Below are 20,802 nucleotides of genomic sequence, written 5' to 3'. Positions count from 1 at the left end.
AGTTGGCTAGTTGGCTAGTTGGCTAGTTGGCTAGTTGGCTAGTTGGCTAGTTGGCTAGGTGCGCCGGGATAAGCCCTTTTGCTGTTGCTTTATGTGATCCGAGCATCATGATCATTGCTAACCAGCTAACCAGCTAACCAGCTAACCAGCTAACCAGCTAACCAGCTAACCAGCTAACCAGCTAACCAGCTAACCAGCTAACCAGCCAACCAGCCAACCAGCCAACCAGCCAACCAGCCAACCAACCAGCCAACCAGCCAACCACGTCCGAATGAACGACCACACCCACCTTCGCCGTGTTCGCAGCTTCGTTCGCCGCCCCGGCCGCCTGACTGCGGGTCAGCGGCGCGCGCTTGAGGAACTGTTGCCGCGCTACGGCATTGATGAAGACATCACCGACTTGCGCACGGCATTCGAGCGCCCCGCGCCGCTGGTGGTGGAGATCGGCTGCGGTAACGGCCAGGCACTGGCCTGGATGGCCACCCGTGAACCCGAAAAGAACTTTGTCGGCATCGAGGTGCACGAGCCGGGCGTGGGTCGCCTGCTCAACAGCATCGACGAGGCCGGCCTGGCGAACGTCCGAGTGGCCATGCGCGATGCCGTGGAGGTGTTGGCCGCGCAGGTCAGGCCGGCCAGCCTGGATGAGGTTCGCGTCTATTTTCCCGACCCCTGGCCAAAAAAACGCCACCACAAGCGGCGCCTGATCCAGCCCGGGTTTCTGACCACCCTGGTGGAATCAATTCGGCCCGGGGGGTGGCTGCATCTGGCAACCGATTGGCAGCCCTACGCCGAGTGGATGCTGGCAGCCATCGGCGCGGTGCCGCAGCTGAAGCTGGAAGGCAACCCCTTCGTGGCCCGGCCCGGCTGGCGGCCGCAAACGCATTTCGAGCGTCGCGGCCACAGCAAGGGTCACGAAATCGTCGATATCCTCTGCCGGGTCGAGAGCCGCTGAGGCAATAACAGCTGAATCAATAACCGCGATTGAGCAGGCGGCCTGCCAGCCACGCCAGGCCGTCGGTATCGCCGTGGACTGCGCCCAGCGCCCGGCGAGCTTCTGCCGCCAGCTCGTCGATGCGTGCATGCGCGGCCTCGATGCCGAAACGCATCGGCCAGCTGGCTTTCTGGCGACTGGCGTCGCTGGCGCTGGACTTGCCGATGACCTGGGTGTCGCATTCGACCTCGAGCAGGTCGTCGCGAATCTGGAACGCCAGGCCGATGGCGCCGGCGAAGTCCGAAAGGGCCTGGCGCCGGGCGCACGGCAGCTCTGGCGCGAGGGCGGCGGGCATCATGACCGCCGCATGGATCAGGGCCCCGGTCTTGCGACGGAACATGTCTTCGACGGCCTCGCGGTCGGGCTGTTTGCCTTCAAAGTGCAGATCCAGCGCCTGACCGCCGGCCATGCCGACGACACCGCAGGCGTGCGCCAGCTGCGCAATCATTCGCTGCGATGCGGCGGCGTCCGGCAATCCTGCCAGGACTTCGAAGGCCAGTGCCTGCAGGGCGTCACCGGCGAGAATCGCCGTCGCCTCGTCGAAAGCCAGGTGCAGGGTTGGCCGGCCGCGACGGAGGTCGTCGTCGTCCATCACCGGCAGATCGTCGTGTACCAGGGAGTAGCAGTGAATCAGTTCCACCGCCATGGCGGGCGCGTCGAGCAAGTGGCCGTCGGTGTCATCCGGTCCGGGCAGGTCCAGGCCGAGCGCCTGCCCGCTGGCGTAGACGAGCAGCGGTCGCAGGCGCTTGCCGCCGCCCATGGCGGCGTAGGTCATGGCTTCGGCAAGCGGCACGTCGCTGCCCGGAAGTGCCTGGAGGCGGCGCTCCAGGCAGGCTTCGAGGCGCCCGGTCAATAGGTCGGTGCGCTCGGAAAAGGCCGCGGCAGACATGCTGTAGATCCGGAGTCGTATCGCGCTTCAGTCAAACGGCCACAGCCGGCGGAAAAAACCGGGATCTTCTTCTTCCAGGGTGAGATCGCCGTAGTTGTGCTCGATCACCCGGCGCGCGTCGGCCGCCAGCTCGGGCAGGTCCAGCTGGCTGTAGGCGCGCGCCATCAGGTCCAGCGCCGAAACGTTGGCCGGCGCCTGCGGATAGGTCTTGATCACGTGTTCGGCCCGGCCAAGCGCGGCGATGTAGGCGCCGCGCCGGAAGTAGTACTCGCCGACCACCACGTCCTGCTCGGCCATGATGTTGCGCAGAAACACCATGCGCTGGCGGGCGTCAGCCACGTAGCGGCTTTCGGGAAAGCGACGCACCAGCTCCTGAAACTCCATGAAGGCCTGGCGCGCCTTGGTCTGGTCACGATCGACCACCTGGCCGGGAAATATCCGGCGCAGAAAACCCATGGCCTGATCGTAGTTGACCAGCCCCTTCAGGTACCAGGCGTAGTCGACGTTGGGATGGGTCGGGTAGGTGCGAATGAAGCGGTCGAGCGTGGTCAGTGCCTGCTCTGAAGCGCCGGCCTTGTACTGGGCAAAACCCATGTCGAGCTGAGCCTGTTCGGCGTGGCGACCGAAGGGGTAGCGCGTGGTCAGCTGCTTGTAGCGCTGAATGGCCTGTGGCCAGGCCTGAGCCTGAAGCGCCTTGTGCGCGCGCTGGTAGAGCTCTTCGGGCGGTATGTCATCGCTGATTTTTTCGCGCGCACAGCCGGCCAGGGCCAGGACCAGTGCGGTCAAAAGCACCACGGTGACGGATAAGGGGCGGCGGGCTGGGGCGGGATTGCGCATAATGTTCTCTGGAAGTCGAAAATAAAGGCACGCTGCGGCGCGTCATTATGCCATTCTGCCGGCCTGCTTGTCGGCTGCTACCGGACACCATGAACATTCGTATCAACAAGGACCTTGTGATCGACGCGGCGCAAGCCGGGCAGCGCCTGGACGCTCTGCTGGCCGGGCTGTGGTCCGACTTTTCCCGCAGCCGCATTGCTGCCTGGATCCGGGGCGGAGAGATTACCGTTGATGGTCGGGTCGTCAAGCCCCGCCAGCGGGTTGCCGGCGGCGAGCGCGTGGTGCTGGCGGCCTGCCTGGAAGCGCATGCCGAACTCGAGCCGCAGGCCATCGAGCTCGAGATGCTGATCGACGATCCGCATTTTCTGGTCGTGAACAAGCCGGCCGGGCTGGTGGTGCATCCCGGTTCGGGCAACCCGGATGGCACGCTGGTCAACGCGCTGTTGCACTTCGACCCCGGGCTGGCGCCGCTGCCGCGCGCGGGCCTGGTTCACCGTCTTGACAAGGACACCAGCGGCTGTCTTCTGGTGGCGCGTACCACGGCCAGCCATCGGCGCCTGGTGTCCGCCATGAAGCAGCGCGAAATCCAGCGTCGCTATCGCGCACTGGTCTGGGGCGAGCTGATTGCCGGTGGCTGTGTGGACCAGCCGCTGGGCCGGCACCCGGTCGACCGGCGGCGTCAGGTCGTTCGCCATGACGGCCGGCGCGCGGTGACGCACTATCGGGTGGCGCGGCGGCTCAAGGCTGCGACCTTGTTGAACGTCGCGCTCGAAACCGGGCGGACGCATCAGATTCGCGTCCATATGGCGCACCAGCGCCACCCGATCATTGGTGATCCGCTTTACGGTCGCCGGGGTGCACCAGCCGGGCTGACCGAGGCCCAGCGCGTGGCCTGGCAGAATTTCCCCCGACAGGCGCTGCACGCACACCAGTTGCACTTCGAGCACCCTGAAACCGCAGAGCCGGTGCAGGCAACGGCGCCCGTTCCCAACGACATGCGCGAGTTCATCGAGCTGCTGGCCGGTGATGACGATGATTGAACCAGGCTGGCCGCTTGCCGCCCAGAGGATCGCGGCGTTCACGACCACTCGCGGCGACCAAACGGATGCGGCCTTGGATGTGCTTCCGGCCCAGCCGTGCTGGCTGCGGCAGGTGCACGGCAGCCGGGTCATTGACCTTGCCGACTGGCGTCCGGGCGTCGAGGCCGATGCCGCCTGGAGTGATCGGCCCGGAGAAGTGGTGGTCATTCAGACCGCCGACTGCCTGCCCATTCTGATGGCCGATCGCAATGCCACGTTGGTGGCCGGGATCCACGGCGGCTGGCGTTCGCTGGCCGCGGGCATCATCGGAAAGACGCTGGCGGCGCTGCCGGTCGCCGACCGGGATCTGTGCGCATGGATTGGTCCGGCCATCTGCGGGCGCTGCTATCAGGTCGGCGGCGAGGTGCGTGAAGCCTTCCTGCGCGACGATGCGGCGCTGAAGACAGCCTTCGCGCCCGACGGCGAGCGCTGGCGGGCGGACCTGAAGTGGATCGCGGCGCAGCAGCTGCGCGCGGCCGGCGCCGAGGTGTATGACTGCGATCGCTGCACCTTCGAGGAGTCCGACACGTTCCATTCCTTTCGGCGCGAGGGCAGCACCGGGCGCATGGCGTCGGTGATCTGGCTCGACCGCAATGAGCAATTCACAAGCGCCAGTTTTCAAACAAGAGCCAGCTCTCGATGAGCGAGTGGCGCAAGACATGGTTGCCAGCGGCGTGGGCCCGCGCAGGTTTTGGTCGTTCCCCCGCGGAAGGTTCCCGTCCGATATCGGTTACAATTCTCTCCCGGACCCACTGCAGCACGGTTGCCCGGGCATGACCTCTCTCATATTCGTTACTGGCGGTGTCGTTTCATCGCTGGGCAAAGGTATTTCAGCCGCTTCGCTGGGCTCCATTCTGGAGGCCCGGGGCCTGCGCGTGACCCTGTTGAAACTCGACCCCTACGTCAACGTCGATCCGGGCACGATGAGCCCGTTTCAGCACGGCGAAGTGTTCGTTACCGAGGACGGGGCCGAAACCGATCTCGATCTGGGTCACTACGAGCGTTTCGTGCGCACGCGCATGACCCGGCGCAACAATTTCACCACCGGACGCATCTACGCCAACGTGATCGCCAAGGAGCGCCGCGGCGACTACCTGGGCAAGACCGTGCAGGTCATTCCGCACATCACCGACGAAATCAAGGACTCGGTCAGCCGTGCCATCGAGGGCTATGACGTTGCCCTGATCGAGATCGGCGGTACCGTCGGCGATATCGAGTCGCTGCCCTTCCTCGAGGCCATCCGCCAGCTCGGCAGCGAGTATGGCCGCCAGGCGCTGTTCATGCACCTGACGCTGGTGCCCTATCTGAAGGCGGCCAACGAGATCAAGACCAAGCCGACCCAGCATTCGGTCAAGGAGTTGCGCTCGATCGGCATTCAGCCCGACGTGCTCCTGTGCCGCTGCGAGCGCATGCTTTCCGATGAGGAGCGCAAGAAGATCGCGCTGTTTACCAACGTGCCCCACGACGCGGTGATTTCAGCGGTGGATGTCGACTCCATCTACAAGATTCCGCTGTTCTACCATCGCCAGGGGCTGGATCGTATCGTGCTCGAGCGGCTCGGTATCAAGGCGTCCTCCCCCGACCTGTCGGACTGGGAAGAGGTGGTCGAGCGCCAGACCCGGCCCGAGCACGAGGTCACGGTGGCCATGGTCGGCAAGTACGTTGAATATGCCGATGCCTACAAGTCGCTCAACGAGGCCCTGATGGCCGGCGGCTTTGGTGACTGGGTCAGGGTGAAGATCAAGGGCGTCGAATCCGAGGAGATCGAAGCCAACGGCACGGGCGTTCTGACCGACGCTGACGCCATTCTGGTGCCCGGCGGTTTCGGCGAGCGCGGCTTCGAGGGCAAGATTGCCGCCATTCGATACGCCCGCGAGAACGGCATTCCCTATCTCGGCATCTGTCTGGGCATGCAGGCGGCGGTGGTCGAGTTTGCGCGTAATGTCTGCGGCCTGGCCGGCGCCAACTCCACCGAAGTCGATCCCGAGGCGGAAGACCCGGTGATCGGCCTGATTGCCGAATGGCTGGACGAAAACGGCCAGCGCGAACTGCGGGACGAAAGCGCCGACCTGGGCGGCACCATGCGCCTTGGGGCCCAGCGCTGCAGGCTGACGTCGGGCTCGCTGGCGCGCAAGCTCTACGGCGCCGACGAGGTGGTCGAGCGCCACCGCCACCGCTACGAATTCAACAACGCCTACCGCGAGACACTCGAGGCCAACGGCATGAATCTGGTCGGCTTTTCGGTTGACGACATGCTGGTCGAGGTGGTCGAGCTGCCCGACCATCCCTGGTTCGTGGCCTGCCAGTTTCACCCCGAGTTCACTTCCACGCCGCGCGACGGGCATCCGCTGTTTGCCGGCTTTATCCGCGCGGCGCTGGCGCGGCAGGAAAGGATCGACGGCAAGCCGCGCCAGCCGCTGGAAGCATCATGAGGCTGGCCGGATCCGATATCGGGCTCGACCAGCCCCTGTTTCTGATCGCCGGGCCCGACACGCTCGAGTCCGAACAGATGTGCCTGGATGTCGCTGGCCATCTCGCGGAAGTCACCCAGCGCCTGGGCATTCCCTATGTGTTCAAGGGCTCGTTCGACAAGGCCAACCGTACCTCGGTCAAGAGCTACCGCGGGCCGGGGCTGGAAGAGGGTATGCGCATCCTCGAGGCGGTGCGCTCGCAGGTCGGTGTGCCGGTGCTCACCGACGTGCACGAAGACACCCCGCTCGATGAAGTGGCCGCCGTGGCCGACGTGCTGCAGACCCCGGCGTTTCTGTGCCGCCAGACCAATTTCATCCAGAACGTGGCGCGCGCCGGCAGGCCGGTCAACATCAAGAAGGGGCAGTTTCTCTCGCCCTGGGAGATGAGCAAGGTCGTCGAGAAAGCGCGCGCGGCCGGCAACGACGAACTCATGGTTTGCGAGCGCGGCTACATGTTCGGCTACAACAACCTGGTGGTCGACATGCGCTCGCTGGCGATCATGCGCGAGACCGGCTGCCCGGTGGTTTTCGATGCCACTCACTCGGTGCAGCTGCCGGGTGGGCAGGGCGAGTCATCGGGCGGCATGCGCGAGTTCATTCCCGTGCTCGCCCGCGCTGCCGTGGGCGCCGGCGTGGCCGGCGTGTTCTGCGAAACCCATCCCGAGCCCGAAAAGGCCCTGTGCGACGGCCCCAATTCGATGCGCCTGGCGGATATGGAAGCCCTGCTCGAACAACTGGTCGCGATTGATCGGGCGGTCAGGCCGGGGTGAGAAAAAGATAGCATCCAGCCCGCGAGGGAAGGCACGAAGGGCACGCGGGGCTGGAAGCAGTCCGATCAGCACTTCTTTCCTGTCGTCGGGTGCTTCGTGCCCCTCGTCGTGTTCTTCGTGCTGAAAGCTTTTTGATCTGACAAACCCAATCAATACACCATGAAAATCACTCAAGTTCGAGCACTGGAAATTCTGGATTCGCGCGGCAATCCGACGCTGGAGGCCGAGGTGGTCGCCGCGGGCGGCCATGTGGGCCGCGCGGCGGTGCCGTCAGGCGCCTCGACCGGGGCACGCGAGGCCGTGGAGCTGCGCGATGGCGGCGAGCGCTACGGCGGCAAGGGCGTGCGCCAAGCGGTGGCCAGCGTCAACGGCGAGATCGCCGAGGCCGTCAAGGGCATGGATGTCACCGACCAGATCGGTATCGACAACAGGCTCATCGAGCTCGACGGCACCGACAACAAATCGCGCCTGGGCGCCAACGCCCTGCTGGGGGTTTCGCTGGCGGCCGCGCACGCCGCCGCAGCTGCGCAGGACATTGCCCTGTGGCAGTACCTGCTCGCTGCCTCCGGTCAGCAGGCCAGCCTGCCGGTGCCGATGATGAACATTCTCAACGGTGGCGCGCACGCCGACAACCGGGTCGATATTCAGGAATTCATGATCATGCCCACCGGCCTGCCGGATTTTCCCGCTGCGCTGCAGGCCGGCACTGAAATTTTCCACGCGCTCAAGAGCATCCTGCGCCAGCGCGGCCTCAACACCGCGGTGGGCGACGAAGGCGGCTTTGCGCCGGACCTGTCTTCCAACGAGGCCGCGCTCGAGCTGTTGATGACGGCGATTGCCGAGGCCGGATACGAGCCCGGCAACGACGTTCATCTGGCCCTGGACGTGGCCTCCAGCGAGTTCTATCGCGATGGTCAGTATGTGCTCGACGCTGAAGGCCGCGCTTTCGACAGCGCGGGTTTTGCGGAATATCTGGGCGGCCTGGCCGATCGCTACCCGGTGCTTTCCATCGAAGACGGCATGGACGAGGAAGACTGGGGCGGCTGGGCCGAACTGACGCAGCGAATCGGCGGCAAGGTACAGCTGGTGGGTGATGACCTGTTCGTGACCAATACGCGCATTCTGCAGCGCGGCATCGATGAGCATATCGGCAACGCGATCCTGATCAAGCCCAACCAGATCGGCACGCTGTCGGAAACGCTCGACGCCATCACCATGGCGCGCAATGCCGGCTTCGGCACCGTCATCTCGCATCGCTCGGGCGAAACCGAGGATGTCACCATCGCCGACCTGGCGGTGGCCACCGATGCCGGCCAGATCAAGACCGGCTCGCTGTGCCGCTCCGACCGGGTTGCCAAGTACAACCAGCTGCTGCGCATTCATGCGGCGCTGGGCGATGGTGCGCGCTATGATGGCGAGCATGTGTTCTCGCGCTACCTGGCCTGATCGCGACCTTCCGACTCGTAATCGGTTGACACAGAGACGGCCGGCATGAGCCTGCTGGCCGAAATCATCATCTTTCTGATCGCCGCGGTGGTCATGGTGCCGCTGGCGCGCTTTGCCGGTCTGGGGGCCGTGCTCGGCTTTCTCGTCGCCGGAGTGATCATCGGGCCGTGGGGACTGGCCTTGATCGATGATGTCGACACCATCCTGCACTTTTCCGAATTCGGCATCATTCTGCTGCTGTTTCTCATCGGCCTGGAGCTGAAGCCCTCGCGTCTGTGGGTGCTCCGACGCGTGGTTTTCTACGTCGGCTCGATGCAGATGCTGATTACTACGCTGCTGCTGTGGCCGCTGGCCGCCTGGTGGGCCGCCAGCGCTGGTGTCGGGCTGCTGATTGCCATTGTGCTGTCGCTGTCATCGACGGCCATGGGCGTGCAGATTCTGGCCGAACGCAAGCAGCTCGGCGCCGCGCATGGTCGCCAGGCGTTCGGCATTCTGCTGCTGCAGGACATTGCCGTCATCCCCTTGCTGGCCATTCTGCCGCTGCTTGCCGGCGGCAGTGATGATCTGCATTCGGGCTGGTCAATTGCCGTCGGCATCGTGCGCGCTGCGGCGCTGATTGCAGCGCTGATTCTCGCCGGTCGCTTTCTGCTGCGCCCGCTGCTGCGCGCCATTGCCGCCACCGGGGTGCCGGAGGTGTTCGTAGCCATGGATCTGCTGGTGGTGCTTGGCACCGCCGTGCTGGCCGACTACGCGGGATTGAGCATGGCGCTGGGTGCCTTCCTGGCCGGCGTTCTGCTGGCTGATTCGGAGTACCGCCATGAAATTCAGGCCGCGCTCGATCCCTTCAAGGGCCTGCTGCTGGGGTTGTTCTTCATCGCCGTGGGCATGTCGATCGACTTCGGCCGCGTCATGGCTGCACCGCTGACGATCCTTGCGCTGGTGGTGGCGATCATGACCATCAAGCTTGTCGCGCTGCTGCTGGTCGGCCGCTTGGCGCATCTGAAGCGCTCGTCGACCGTGGCTTTGGCGATGGCCTTGCCGCAGGCCGGAGAGTTCGCCTTCATCCTGTTTGCCGTGGCCGTCGACGAGGGCGTGATGGCGCCGGAACTGGTCGCTCAGCTGATCGTGGTCGCCAGCATTTCGATGGCGCTTACGCCGTTGCTCTACATGGCCAATGAGCGGTTTCTGCAGCCGCGCCTGGCGCGCGCCGAGCCCGAACCGGAGCCCGACCCGATTCCTGATGATTACGGCAGCCCGCGCGTGATCATCGCCGGCTTCGGGCGCGTGGGTCAGATCGTCGGGCGGAACCTGTCGATGCTGGGCATTCACTTCACCGCGCTCGACAGCGACCCGGCGCACGTGGAGTTCGTGCGCAAGTTTGGCCATCAGATCTTCTACGGTGACGCCAATCGCCTCGAGGTATTGCGTGCTGTCGGCGTCGGGCGGGCCCGCCTGTTCATCCTGACCATTTCCGATCCCGAACGCTCGATTCGCACCGCCGCCATGGTGCGCCGCTACTTTCCTGAGCTCAGGATTCTGGCGCGGGCGCGCAATCGCGACCACGCCATGGAGCTGCTGGCGCTGGGGGTCGATGAGGTGATTCGTGAAACCTGGCTGTCGAGCCTGGCGATGGCGCGCACGGCGCTGCGTTCCATGGGCGTGCGCCGCGCCGATCACTATGTGGACCGTTTCGCCGAGCACGACGAGGCCACGCTGCGCGAGCAGATCGAGCACCGCGGCGACCACGAGCGCCTGGCGCGCATCGAGCGCAGAAGCCGTGAGCAACTCGAGGAACTGTTCAGTGAAGATCGGCGCCTGCTGCAGGAAGGCAGGGACACGGACTGACGTATTTGATGCACGTCAAGCAATGTCGGCAGGCAAGGCGGTAGACTTGTGCAGCTGATGTCCGTTGTAAATGCAAATCGTTATCAGTAGAATTATCTGCCTGTTTTGCAGTGACTGGAAAACCTCATGCGTCTTTTGATGATTGCCATTGCGCTGGCCCTGCTGACGGCCTGCAGCCCGGATTCCGCGCCGACCGAAAATCCCGCCGCCACGGACGCGACGTCGCCTGATGCGACCGCCCCGACGAGCGACCGCGCCCCATCGCAGGCGGCAACCGAATCGGCAGCCGACAAGCCGACTCGGCTGGTGGTCTATACCTCGCGCCAGCCGCACCTGATCGAACCGCTGTTCGATCGTTATGCCGCTGAAACCGGCATCGACATCGAGTACATCAACGACAGCGAAGCGGCTCTGATCGAACGGCTGGACGCCGAAGAAGACAAGACCGTAGCCGACCTGTTCATGACCGTGGATGCGGGCAATCTGTGGCACGCCGCTGAGCGCGATCTGCTGCAGCCGGTACAATCCGAGGCGCTGAACCGCGCCGTGCCTGCCGCCCTGCGCGACGATCAGGGCCGCTGGTACGGGCTGTCGGTGCGTGCGCGTACCATTGTCTATCATCCTGACCGCGTGGCTGAAAGCGAGCTGTCGACCTACGAAGCGCTGGCCTCGGAAAAGTGGTCGGACCGGCTGTGCCTGCGCACCTCCAAGAAGGTGTATAACCAGTCCCTGGTGGCGATGCTCATCGAGCACCACGGCGAGGAGCGCACCGAGGACATCGTGCGCGGCTGGGTCGACAACCTGGCGACCGGCCCTTTTTCCTCCGACACCCGCCTGATCGAGGCCATGGAGGCCGGCCAGTGTGATGTCGGCATCGTCAACAGCTATTACCTGGGCCGCAAGCTGGCCGAGAACCCCGACTACCCGGTCAAACTGTTCTGGGCCAACCAGGCAACCACCGGCACGCATGTCAATATCTCCGGCGCTGGCGTGACCCGGCATGCGCCGCATCCGGAAGCGGCGCAGGCTCTGCTGGAGTGGCTCGCCTCCAGCGAAGCCCAGAACGAGTTCGCGCAGAACAATCTGGAATTTCCGGTCAACCCCGAGGTGGCTCCGCGCGGCATTGTCCGCGAGTGGGGCGACTTCCGCGCCGACGACACCCCGCTGCAGATTGCCGGCAAACGCCAGGCCCAGGCCGTGCGCCTGATGGATCGTGCCGGCTACCGCTGAAGCTGAACAGTCACGGCTCTGGCCGCGGGCCGATCGGCACTGGCTGATCGGCCCGCTGCTGTTGCTGGTCGGCATCCCGCTGGTAGTGCTGCTGATCAGTTGGGCTCAGCCGCAGCCCGAAACCTGGGAGCACCTTTCCGAATATCTGCTGCCGCGCCTGATTGGCCACACGGCACTGATGATGGTGGTCGTCGGGCTGGGCGTTCTGGTGCTTGGCGTCAGCCTGGCGTGGCTTTCGGCCTGCTGCGAGTATCCGCTGCGGCGCGTGCTCGACCCGATGCTGGTCCTGCCGCTGGCATTTCCCACTTACGTGCTCGCCTTCATCTATCTGGGCATGCTTGACTACGCCGGCCCCGTGCAGACGCTTTGGCGCCACGGGTTCGGCGCCGCCCCGGCACCGATGGAGTTGCTCAGCCGGCCGGTCGGCGTGCTGTTCATCCTGGTTCTCGCCTTCTACCCCTATGTCTACCTGCTCGCGCGTGCGGCCTTTGTCGGTGGCGGGTTGAGCGCCTTCGAGGCTTCGCGCAGTCTGGGGCAGGGGCCGCTGCGCACGTTCTTGCGCATCAGCCTGCCGATGGCCCGCCCGGCCATCGTTGCTGGCCTGGCGCTGGCGCTGATGGAGGCCCTGGCGGACTTCGGTGCGGTCTCGATCTATGGATTCGACACCTTTACCACCGCGATCTACCGAACCTGGCTGGGCATGTTCAATCTCACGGCCGCGGTTCAACTGGCCTCCATTCTGATGCTGTTTGTTCTGCTGCTGCTCGGGGTGGAGCGACTCAGTCGCAGCAGCCGCGTCAGCCAGGCCGAGCGCCGCCCGACCGGGCACCGCATTCGCCTGCACGGCGCTCGTGCCTGGCTGGCAACCGCGCTGCAGCTGGCGGTCCTGCTGGTTGCCGTGGTGCTGCCGTTGATTCAGCTGCTGGTCTGGGCCTGGCCGCAGCTTGGCGAGCTGTTCGATGGCCGGCTGGTACAGGCGGTAGCCAACACCATGGTGCTGGGCCTGGCCGGGGCCCTGGCCGTGGTCTCCGGCGGATTGGTGCTGCTGGCGGCAACCTATCGCGCTTCGCGTCGACAGCAGCTGCTCGGCGAGGTCGCTGCCCTCGGCTACGCCATTCCGGGTACCGTGCTGGCGGTAGCCATCATGCTGGCTTTCCTGAAGTTCGACCGCCTGGCCGGTACCGCTTTGGCCGGCGGCATGACCGCACTGGTTCTGGCCTATCTGATCCGCTTTCTGCGGGTGGCCTGGGGGCCGCTCGACAGCGTCGCCGGGCGTATTCGACCGCGCTATGTCGAGGTGGCGCGCAGCCTGGGCGTACCGCGCTGGTATCGCATCTGGCGGGTCAACATGCCCTTGCTGTGGCCGGGTCTGGTGACCGCCTTTCTGCTCGCCCTGGTTGAGGTGGCCAAGGAAATGCCGGCTACCCTGATGCTGCGGCCCTTCGGCTGGGAAACCCTGGCGGTGCGCATCTACGAGCTGACCGCTGAGGGCCAGTGGCAGCTGGCCGCCCTGCCGGCGCTGCTGCTGGTGGTGCTCGGCGCCATTCCGGTCGCGGTGCTGATCCGGTCGGGCCGAACGCGCGCGATATAATGATCCGCCCACCCTGCGGGGTAAAGGGGATTGACACGGATTGACACGACAAGAGGCACGATTGAGAACATGAGCTTGAAAACTCCGCTTCACGCCGAGCATCTGGAAGCCGGCGGCAAGATGGTCGATTTCGCCGGATGGGAACTGCCCATTCACTACGGTTCACAGATGGAAGAACACAAGGCCGTGCGCGAGTCGGCCGGCATGTTCGATGTGTCCCACATGACCGTCGTTGACATTCAGGGCCGCGGAGCGCGTGATTTTCTGCGACGTCTGCTGGCCAATGATCTGGCCCGCCTGGGAGAAAAGGGCCAAGCGCTGTATGCGTGCATGCTCAATGAAGACGGCGGCGTGATTGACGACCTTCTGACCTACTGGCTCGATGATGAGCTTTTCCGCAGCGTGCTCAACGCGGCCAGACGCGAAGATGATCTCGCCTGGATGCACCGCGTGGCCGCCGACTTCGACGTCGAGATCGTCGAGCGCGATGACCTGGCGATCATCGCCGTACAGGGGCCCGAGGCCCGCGATCAGGTCATCGAGCTGCTGAGCGCCCCCGACGCCGGACAGATCAAGCCTTTCCGCGCCACCAGCCACGGCGATTACTTCATCTCCCGCACCGGCTACACCGGCGAGGACGGATTCGAAGTTCTGCTGCCGGCCGGAGAAGCGCCGGGCTTCTGGCAGGCCCTGGCAAAGGCCGGAATCCGACCCTGCGGCCTCGGCGCACGCGACAGCCTGCGTCTGGAGGCCGGCCTCAACCTTTACGGACAGGACATGGACATCCACACGACTCCGCTGGAGTCGAACCTGGCCTGGACCGTGGCTTTCGAACCCCAGGATCGCGACTTCATCGGTCGCCAGGCACTTGAAGAACAGAAGAAAGCGGGCGAGCTGCGGCAGCTGGTCGGCCTGGTGCTCGGTCGCGGTGGCATTCCGCGCAACGGCGCGGTGGTGCACACCCCGGCCGGCGAGGGGGAAGTAACCAGCGGCGTGTTCGGGCCGTCGACCCAGTGCCCGATCGCGCTTGCGCGCATCCCTGCCGGCGAATTCGACGAAGTCGATATCGAGCTGCGCGGCCGCAAGCTCTCCGCCCGGGTCGTCAAGCCGCCGTTCGTTCGGCAGGGCAAGGTGCGCATCTGAGGTCTTGATCCAGGCATCGCGACCGGCCGGTCGCGATGCCGGCCCGGCTTCGGCACGTTTAAATCAAAGTCAAAGTCAAAGGCGTTCCGCCCGCCTGCTGCGCAGGCTGATGGCGGGTCACTTTTTTCCAGAGCAAAAAAAGTAACCAAAAATTGCTCCTCAACTTCAAAGTCCCACGCTTGATTGTTTCAGGACTCGCGTACTGTGCGGGCTGGCCCCTTCGCGGCGGTGCCTTCGCGAGCATTCCGTCGAAGGATCCGGTGGCCTTGCCGCAATGGGGCGGAGCCGGCACCCGGGCGGCTCGGCTTCGATCATTGGCTTCGGGTAGCGCTGGGATGGCGTCTGGATTCCGGGCTTCGGAATTGGCCTCCCGACGATCTGGGGCAGACTTCCATCTCTATCGCCCCCGTTCCCCACAGCAAGCGCGCGCAACGCGCGCGGTGTAGCCTCCCGAGCACAAGCCCACGATCTATCCCATGGCCACTTTCGGAAACGATCCTGGGCACCACGCGACCCGCCCAAAGAGCTTGCGAAGCAAGCCGGGCGCAACGCCTTTGACGTGTCGAAGCCCGCATGGGAAAACTCGGCTGCGAGGGTGAACAGCGGGTATGAAACCGTGAGAAGGCTGCCGGGCCCGGCGGTTCCTGTCAACGCCGTATCGCGATCTGGAGATCGCTCCTACAAAGGCCGGCGCCGGCGTCTTCACTCCACTGCTTCGAAACGGTTTTCCGAGCGATTCTTGCGCACTTTCTTCGGGTCCCAGATGCGGCCGTTCATGGCAATCCAGACGCCCGGCGGCAGCGCCTGTACAGCGCCGACGGCGCAGCCGATGTTGAACATGGCGTCGGAGTCGATGAAACGCGCCGGGTTGAGTGCGCCGGTCATCACGATCACGCGCTCGCCCGTGTCTTCCAGCGCGGCTGCGGTCTCGACCATGGTGTCGGTGCCGTGGGTGATCAGAAAGTGGCGGTCGTCGCTGGTCATCACGGCCTGGCGAACGAGGCTGCGTTCCGGCTCACCCATGTTCAGGGAGTCCTTGCGCATCAGGGCGCGAATTTCCCAGTCGAAGGCCACGTTCATGGCTTCCAGAATGCGTCCGATCTCCGGCTCGCCGATCTGATAGTCGGACTTGTCGTCGTAATAGATCTTGTCGATCGTGCCGCCGGTGGTGAGGATGTTGAGCTTGTTCAAAGCGGGTTCCTGAATGGTCTTTCGGGTGAGTGCAGACAAGCCCGGAATGCACGGGCATTCGAGTAGTATAGCGGCCATGAGAACCGCCCTGAGGAGCGCTTGCCTGCTGTGGATGCTGGCGGCCCTGACCCAGCCGCTGCAGGCGCAGACTGTGGCCGACGAGGTGCTTGCCCTGCACTGGCATCCGGCCACGGCTGATCGCGCTCGCAATCGAACCATGGCAGCGGCCGTCTGGCTGGCACGCGGCGGCGAGGCGGACGACTGGCAGCAGACCGTGGAGGCACTCGCACTGCGGTTCGAGCGGGCGCTGACCCCGGCCGGGCCGGTTCGGGTTTCGCTGGCGGACGGCCTGTTGGCCTGGCTGGCCCAAGAACGCGAGAGCAGCCCTGCCGAGCCGGAACGCGAGTTCCCGGAGCCCGATCCTGCGGCTGCCGGCGAGCTGCTGGACAGAGAGCAGGCGGTCGGCGAGCTGGCGCGCATGCAGGTGGCGGCAGCCTATCAGTCGCCGCGCATCTGGCGCGCGGTAGCCGCCAGCCTGGGCGAACAGGGGCAGGCATCGGTTGCCGCATTCTGGTCGGATCTGGACGCGGGCCTGACGCGCCAACAAGACGAGGGCAGGGTCGCCTACGCCCGCGAGCAGGCCGGGTTGTCGCGCCGCCTGTCGCTGGCTGACTCGGCTCCGGCGCGCGCCCGGCTTCGCGATGCCATGCTGCTTGGGCAGGCCCGCCGGGCCTGGGAGACGGGTCAGCCGCTGGATGCGGTCTGGCTGACCTTCGAGGCGCTGGCGCGCTTGACCCAGTTTCAGGTAGCACTGGAAGACCGCAGCGACGCCTGGTTGCAGTGGCTGGGGCAGATCGCCGAGGAGCAGAATGCTGCGCTCCGGCGGGTCGATATCGACCTGCCGGTCGTGCTGGCGCTGCTGACGGATGCGGCCAACCATCTCGTGGCCGTTGACGAGCGCGCCGCCGCGCCCGCCCTGGACGAGCTTGGCGATGCCTATGCCCGGCTGGCCCTGTTCGTTCCGGACCTTGCTTTTTATCTCGATCAGCCGGTGCGTGAGCCGGTCCGGCGCACGCTGGCCGATTGCCGTCCCGACCCTCTTCTTGTCGGCCCCCTGCCGCGTGACCGTTTTGCGCGCTGTGTTCGCAATCTCGCCGCAGTGATGACCGCTCAGCTCGACAGCGAGGAGCTCGTCGGCGGTGGCCAGGGCCCCTTTGCAACGGAGTTCCTGCGTCGTGAGCTGGGCCTGATGAGCTGGCAGCGGGCAGCCTATCTGGACGGTCACCTCAACTGGCTTTTGTCGGCGCAGTGCCCGACACCGCGCTGGGCCAACGCTCTGGAGTGGTCGCTTCTGGCCGATCATCTGGTGCGCTGGGTGTCGCAGCGCCCGGTGTTTTTCAGCGGTAGTGGCTGGCGCGACACGATCGACCGGCTGATGGGGCAGATGCAGTCGCAGACAGCCGAGCGGATCGAGTGGCTTGACTGCCTGACCGGTCGCGGCGACAGCCGGCGTGATCCGGTCGAGCGCCTGCTGGCACGCCACGCCACGGCGCTGGATGAGGTCGCCGGGCTGCTGGAGCAGGCGCGCGCGGCATTTTACGAAAGCCATACCCGGCCGGGTGCCGATATCGAACTCGATGGCCTGGCCGATCAGGTGACCGCCTATCAGCCGCAGGATCTTTTCATCGGCCCCTGCCCCGGAGCCAACACCTGTGGGGCCCGCATACAGCTGCCCGTTTCCCGCGCGCTGCTCGGGCAGTTTCCCAACAGCTACCTGCTGGCTGATCAGGTTGGCATGGGCGAGCTGGGCCTTTGCTACGATCGGGTACGCTGGGTGGAGCGCAGCATGGCGCCGGCGCCCGGGCAAGCCAGCGGCATTGCCAACTACCACGGCAAGCTCGGCTTCGATCTGGTCGGTACCTTTCGCGGCAACAACGAGGTCAGCACGGTGTTTCGTTATCGTCTGACCGACAGTGAAACGCGGCACTACCTGTTTGCCGCCAGCGACGAGGCCACGCTGGCGCAGAATTGCCCCATTGATCAGATCGGCCGCTCGGTGGCCAGCAGCCTGGCGCAGGGGCATACCGGCCTGGTGCCCAATCGCCTGACCTATTTCGTGAGCGCGCCGACCACGCCGGAGGCGCAGATGCAGGCCAACTGGGACCGTGGCGCCGAGTGGCGTGACTGGTTTGTCACCGGGCGCGGTGTGGAGCACATCGAGAAGGTTGATCCGGCCGAGATGCAGGTCGCAGTCCGAGCGCACCTGGCTCACCTGGTCGCGCAGCGTGAGCGCCAACTGTTGGCACCGCTGATCAACCCGCCGCGCAGCGGCGACGAGAACCCGCTGGTTCAGGCGATGGCGCGGGCTGCCGATTCAGCGGCGCTGCTGCGGCGCGTGCTGGAGCTGCACTATCCCCGAGTCATCCGACAGCATGCGCCGGTTCGCGCCATGCTGGCCGGCGAGTCCGGTCTGATGACCCGTGACCGGGTACGCCTGATGCGCGACGCCGGCGTGGTGGCCAGCGACATGCCGCAGCTGGGGCAAGAACGTGCTCAGGCCCTGCGCGATGCCTGGATGGCGCTGCCCGAAGCCCTGCGTGAACGCGGGCAGCGCGCGCCGGAGATTGACTACAGCCTGGAGCGGCTGGCCGAGCTTCAGCGCCGGATGGCGCCATGAGCCCTCAGGGCTTCGACGTGTTTCGCTTGCGCCCGAAGCGCAGCGCCGACATCGCCGTGAAGTAGACCCCGACCAGCAGCACCTGGGCAACGGCCGGAATTCTTGCTGCCGGGCTGGCCCAGGCTTCGGCCACGGCCAGGCAGAAATGCACCAGCAGCAGACAGCCAGTGACCACCAGCCCGGTCTTGTTTGCGCGCCATACAAACGGCAGCGCCAGCAGTAGCGGCAACCCCAGCGCCACGATGGCGACCCAGGGTGGCAGCAGCTGCGGTGGCGCCAGCCAGCCGAACCAGATTGGCTGCAGCACGATCAGCCCGACCAGGCTCCAGCGACAGGTGCCCGGCCCGATCAACTGTGCGCTCCTAGCCGGGTGGCCACTTCGGCCAGCCGGCGGCCCAGCGCCCGGCACAGGCGGCGCTCGTCGTCGTCCAGATCAAGGTCGGAATCAACACCGGCCACGTGGCTGGGTCCGTAGGGCGTACCGCCGCTTCGGGTATGCGTGAGCTCCGGCAGCGTGTAGGGCAGGCCCAGAACCATCATGCCGTGGTGCAGCAGCGGCACCATCATGCTCAGCAGCGTGGCCTCCTGGCCGCCGTGCATGGTGGCCGTCGAGGTGAACACGCCGGCGGGCTTGCCGACCAGCGTGCCCGAGAACCATTCGCCGGCGGTGCCGTCGAGAAAGTACTTCAGGGCTGCGGCCATGTTGCCAAAGCGCGTCGGGCTGCCCAGCGCCAGGCCATGGCATTCGGCCAGGTCTTCACGGCTGACGAACGCCGGCCCGCTGGCGTGGATTTCGCGTGCCGGCGCGTCGGCGGTTGCCACTGGCGGCACGGTACGCAGGCGGGCCTGGCAGCCGTCGACCGACTCCACACCGCGCGCGATCTCGCGCGCCATGTTGTGCGTGTTGCCGTGTACGGAATGAAAAAGCACCAGAATCTCGGTCACGGCAGAATCTCTTCGATGGCTTCGGGTGGACGGCCCAGGCGCGCCTGCTCGCCATGCACCACGATCGGTCGCTGCAACAGCCGCGGGTGCGAGCAGATCCCTGCGATCAGCGCGGCATCGTCGAGTGCCTCGTCGTCCAGCCCCAGCTGCTTGTATTCCGGCTCGCCGCTGCGCATGATCTCGCGGATCGGGACGCCCAGCTGTTGAGTGATACGCTTGAGCTCATCCGGCGAGGGCGTCTGCTCAAGATACTCGATGATCCGGGGCTCGATGCCGTGATCGCGAATCAGCGCCAGTGCCTGGCGGCTCTTGGAGCAACGTGGATTGTGATAGATCCTGGTGGACATGAATTCATCCAAGTCTCGACACGAAGGGAAGGGTAGCGTACCCGTTCAGTCCGGGGTGTCAACGCAGACATCCCGCGGCTGGCCTGCCAGCCTGATCGACAGCGGCTGGCTGCGCGCGTTCGGCGCTCACTTGTGGCGCCACTTTCGCGACGATCGCTCTCTCGAGGCGGCCGCCGCCCTGAGTTACACCAGCTTGCTGGCCGTGGTGCCGCTGATGGCGGTCATGCTGGGCGTGATTTCTGCTTTCCCGGTGTTTGACCAGTGGGCCAATGAGGTCGAGAGCTACGTCTTCACCAACTTTGTGCCGGCGGCCGGTGACGCGGTACAGGAACATCTCAATCAGTTCGTGGAGCGCACAGCCGAGCTGACCGGCGCCGGCACCCTGTTTCTCATCGTGACCGCCCTGCTGCTGATGTCCACCATCGAGCGCAGCCTCAACCGCATCTGGCGGGTGCCCAGGCCGCGCGGCATCATCGGCAGGCTGCTCACCTACTGGTCGGTGCTGACCCTCGGCCCGCTGCTGATGGGGGCTTCGCTGGTGCTGACCTCCTATCTGGCCGCCGTGCCCGCGCTTGCACCTGAAGCGGTCCGCAGCGCCATGCAGGCGCTGTTTCTCAACCTCGCGCCGTTTCTGGTCGCGCTGATCGGCTTTACGCTCGTCTTCATGGTGGTGCCCCACCGTCGGGTGTTGCTGCGCCACGCGCTGGCCGGCGCCTTTTTGTCGGCGCTGTTGTTCGAGCTGGCCAAGCACGGCTTCGTGCTCTATTTGACGCACTTTCCAACCTATGAAAAGCTCTACGGTGCGCTCGCTGCGGTGCCGATCTTTCTGGTCTGGATCTACGTCTCCTGGGTGGTGGTGCTTCTGGGCGCCAGCGTGGCTGCCGCGCTGACCACCTTCAACTACCGCAGCAGCGAATGGCACTGGTCGAGCCGCCACGAGCTGGTGCTGGCGCTGCGGCTGCTGGGTCACTTCTGGCATGCGCAACGACAGGGGCGTGTTCTGTCGCAGGCCGATTTGCTGGCGCGCGAGCGTGCCGCCGGAGACGCGCAGATCGGGCGCATCCTCGACTGGTTCCACCGCGCTGGCTTCATCCATCCCGACGACAGTGGCGACTGGCTGCTGTCGACCGATCTGGAAGATGTCACCCTGGCACAGCTCTACCGCGCCGGGCCGTTCATACTGCCGATTGGCGAGCTGCAGTCGATTCCGATCGACAGTCACTGGGATCGCGCGCTGGTCAACTGCCTGGAGTCGATCGACGTGGTCGGTGCTCCGGCCCTGAATCGGTCGATCAAGGCGCTGCTCAAGTTCCAGCCGGAAGATGCTTCATGAAGCCTTCCAGGCTTTCG

18 protein-coding genes are annotated in these 20,802 nt (G+C 65.4%); 12 read left to right on the top strand and 6 right to left on the bottom strand.

The window, feature by feature from the left end; translation table 11 throughout:
- The first annotated feature begins 271 nt into the window (after positions 1–271).
- Positions 272–952 (top strand): tRNA (guanosine(46)-N7)-methyltransferase TrmB, encoded by a 681-nt coding sequence (gene trmB / locus ACEWQZ_RS09085; protein ID WP_476482771.1) that lies wholly within the window; start codon positions 272–274, stop codon positions 950–952.
- A 16-nt stretch (positions 953–968) separates the two neighbouring features.
- Here the strand turns inward: trmB and ACEWQZ_RS09080 are convergent, their stop codons facing one another.
- Complete coding sequence (locus ACEWQZ_RS09080) at positions 969–1,880, bottom strand: polyprenyl synthetase family protein (protein WP_476482770.1); 912 nt, start codon at positions 1,878–1,880, stop codon at positions 969–971.
- A 27-nt stretch (positions 1,881–1,907) separates the two neighbouring features.
- Positions 1,908–2,717 carry an outer membrane protein assembly factor BamD gene (locus tag ACEWQZ_RS09075; RefSeq protein ID WP_476482769.1) on the bottom strand — a complete coding sequence of 270 codons (810 nt, stop codon included), beginning with the start codon at positions 2,715–2,717 and terminating at the stop codon, positions 1,908–1,910.
- 89 nt (positions 2,718–2,806) lie between these two features.
- On the opposite strand from ACEWQZ_RS09075, the gene rluD reads away from it, so the two are divergent.
- From rluD to gcvT, 9 genes are all read left to right on the top strand, one after another.
- Entirely contained in the window at positions 2,807–3,757 is a 951-nt protein-coding gene (rluD, locus tag ACEWQZ_RS09070; protein WP_476482768.1) for a 23S rRNA pseudouridine(1911/1915/1917) synthase RluD, read from the top strand.
- A complete protein-coding gene (pgeF, locus tag ACEWQZ_RS09065; protein ID WP_476482767.1) occupies positions 3,750–4,439 on the top strand; it encodes a peptidoglycan editing factor PgeF in 690 nt (229 codons plus the stop codon). Before rluD ends, pgeF begins: the two co-directional genes overlap by 8 nt.
- Positions 4,440–4,569: 130 nt before the next feature.
- The gene (locus tag ACEWQZ_RS09060) at positions 4,570–6,228 is read left to right on the top strand and encodes a CTP synthase (RefSeq protein WP_476482766.1); all 1,659 of its coding nucleotides are present in this window, start codon (positions 4,570–4,572) and stop codon (positions 6,226–6,228) included.
- On the top strand, positions 6,225–7,037 hold the full coding sequence (kdsA, locus tag ACEWQZ_RS09055) for a 3-deoxy-8-phosphooctulonate synthase (protein WP_476482765.1): 813 nt from the start codon (positions 6,225–6,227) through the stop codon (positions 7,035–7,037). Before ACEWQZ_RS09060 ends, kdsA begins: the two co-directional genes overlap by 4 nt.
- Positions 7,038–7,196: 159 nt before the next feature.
- Positions 7,197–8,483 carry a phosphopyruvate hydratase gene (gene eno, locus ACEWQZ_RS09050; protein WP_476482764.1) on the top strand — a complete coding sequence of 429 codons (1,287 nt, stop codon included), beginning with the start codon at positions 7,197–7,199 and terminating at the stop codon, positions 8,481–8,483.
- A 45-nt stretch (positions 8,484–8,528) separates the two neighbouring features.
- Positions 8,529–10,328, top strand: a complete 1,800-nt coding sequence (locus ACEWQZ_RS09045; protein ID WP_476482763.1) for a monovalent cation:proton antiporter-2 (CPA2) family protein — start codon at positions 8,529–8,531, stop codon at positions 10,326–10,328.
- A gap of 126 nt (positions 10,329–10,454) precedes the next feature.
- Positions 10,455–11,558, top strand: a complete 1,104-nt coding sequence (locus ACEWQZ_RS09040; protein ID WP_476482762.1) for an extracellular solute-binding protein — start codon at positions 10,455–10,457, stop codon at positions 11,556–11,558.
- Positions 11,542–13,149, top strand: a complete 1,608-nt coding sequence (locus ACEWQZ_RS09035) for an ABC transporter permease (protein WP_476482761.1) — start codon at positions 11,542–11,544, stop codon at positions 13,147–13,149. Before ACEWQZ_RS09040 ends, ACEWQZ_RS09035 begins: the two co-directional genes overlap by 17 nt.
- Before the next feature lie 69 nt (positions 13,150–13,218).
- A complete protein-coding gene (gene gcvT / locus ACEWQZ_RS09030) occupies positions 13,219–14,292 on the top strand; it encodes a glycine cleavage system aminomethyltransferase GcvT (RefSeq protein WP_476482760.1) in 1,074 nt (357 codons plus the stop codon).
- Positions 14,293–14,994: 702 nt separating this feature from the next.
- Here the strand turns inward: gcvT and ACEWQZ_RS09025 are convergent.
- Complete coding sequence (locus ACEWQZ_RS09025; protein WP_476482759.1) at positions 14,995–15,483, bottom strand: asparaginase domain-containing protein; 489 nt, start codon at positions 15,481–15,483, stop codon at positions 14,995–14,997.
- Between the two features lie 76 nt (positions 15,484–15,559).
- Between ACEWQZ_RS09025 and ACEWQZ_RS09020 the strand changes: the two genes are divergently transcribed.
- Positions 15,560–18,160 carry a hypothetical protein gene (locus tag ACEWQZ_RS09020; RefSeq protein ID WP_476482758.1) on the top strand — a complete coding sequence of 867 codons (2,601 nt, stop codon included), beginning with the start codon at positions 15,560–15,562 and terminating at the stop codon, positions 18,158–18,160.
- Between the two features lie 4 nt (positions 18,161–18,164).
- Here ACEWQZ_RS09020 and ACEWQZ_RS09015 read toward each other — a convergent pair whose 3' ends face one another.
- Genes ACEWQZ_RS09015 through arsC form a run of 3 tightly spaced genes read right to left on the bottom strand, consistent with a single transcriptional unit; the run spans position 18,165 to position 19,452 of the window.
- On the bottom strand, positions 18,165–18,512 hold the full coding sequence (locus tag ACEWQZ_RS09015; RefSeq protein ID WP_476482757.1) for a DUF2069 domain-containing protein: 348 nt from the start codon (positions 18,510–18,512) through the stop codon (positions 18,165–18,167).
- Positions 18,509–19,105, bottom strand: coding sequence for an NAD(P)H:quinone oxidoreductase (gene wrbA, locus ACEWQZ_RS09010; RefSeq protein WP_476482756.1), 597 nt, complete (start codon positions 19,103–19,105; stop codon positions 18,509–18,511). Before wrbA ends, ACEWQZ_RS09015 begins: the two co-directional genes overlap by 4 nt.
- On the bottom strand, positions 19,102–19,452 hold the full coding sequence (gene arsC, locus ACEWQZ_RS09005; protein ID WP_476482755.1) for an arsenate reductase (glutaredoxin): 351 nt from the start codon (positions 19,450–19,452) through the stop codon (positions 19,102–19,104). Before arsC ends, wrbA begins: the two co-directional genes overlap by 4 nt.
- 55 nt (positions 19,453–19,507) lie before the next feature.
- Here arsC and ACEWQZ_RS09000 point away from each other — a divergent pair, with 55 nt between their 5' ends.
- Complete coding sequence (locus tag ACEWQZ_RS09000; RefSeq protein ID WP_476482754.1) at positions 19,508–20,785, top strand: virulence factor BrkB family protein; 1,278 nt, start codon at positions 19,508–19,510, stop codon at positions 20,783–20,785.
- Positions 20,786–20,802: the final 17 nt, after the last annotated feature.

Source organism: Wenzhouxiangella sp. YN1 (assembly GCF_056324145.1).
This window is presented reverse-complemented; position numbering and strand designations above follow the sequence as displayed.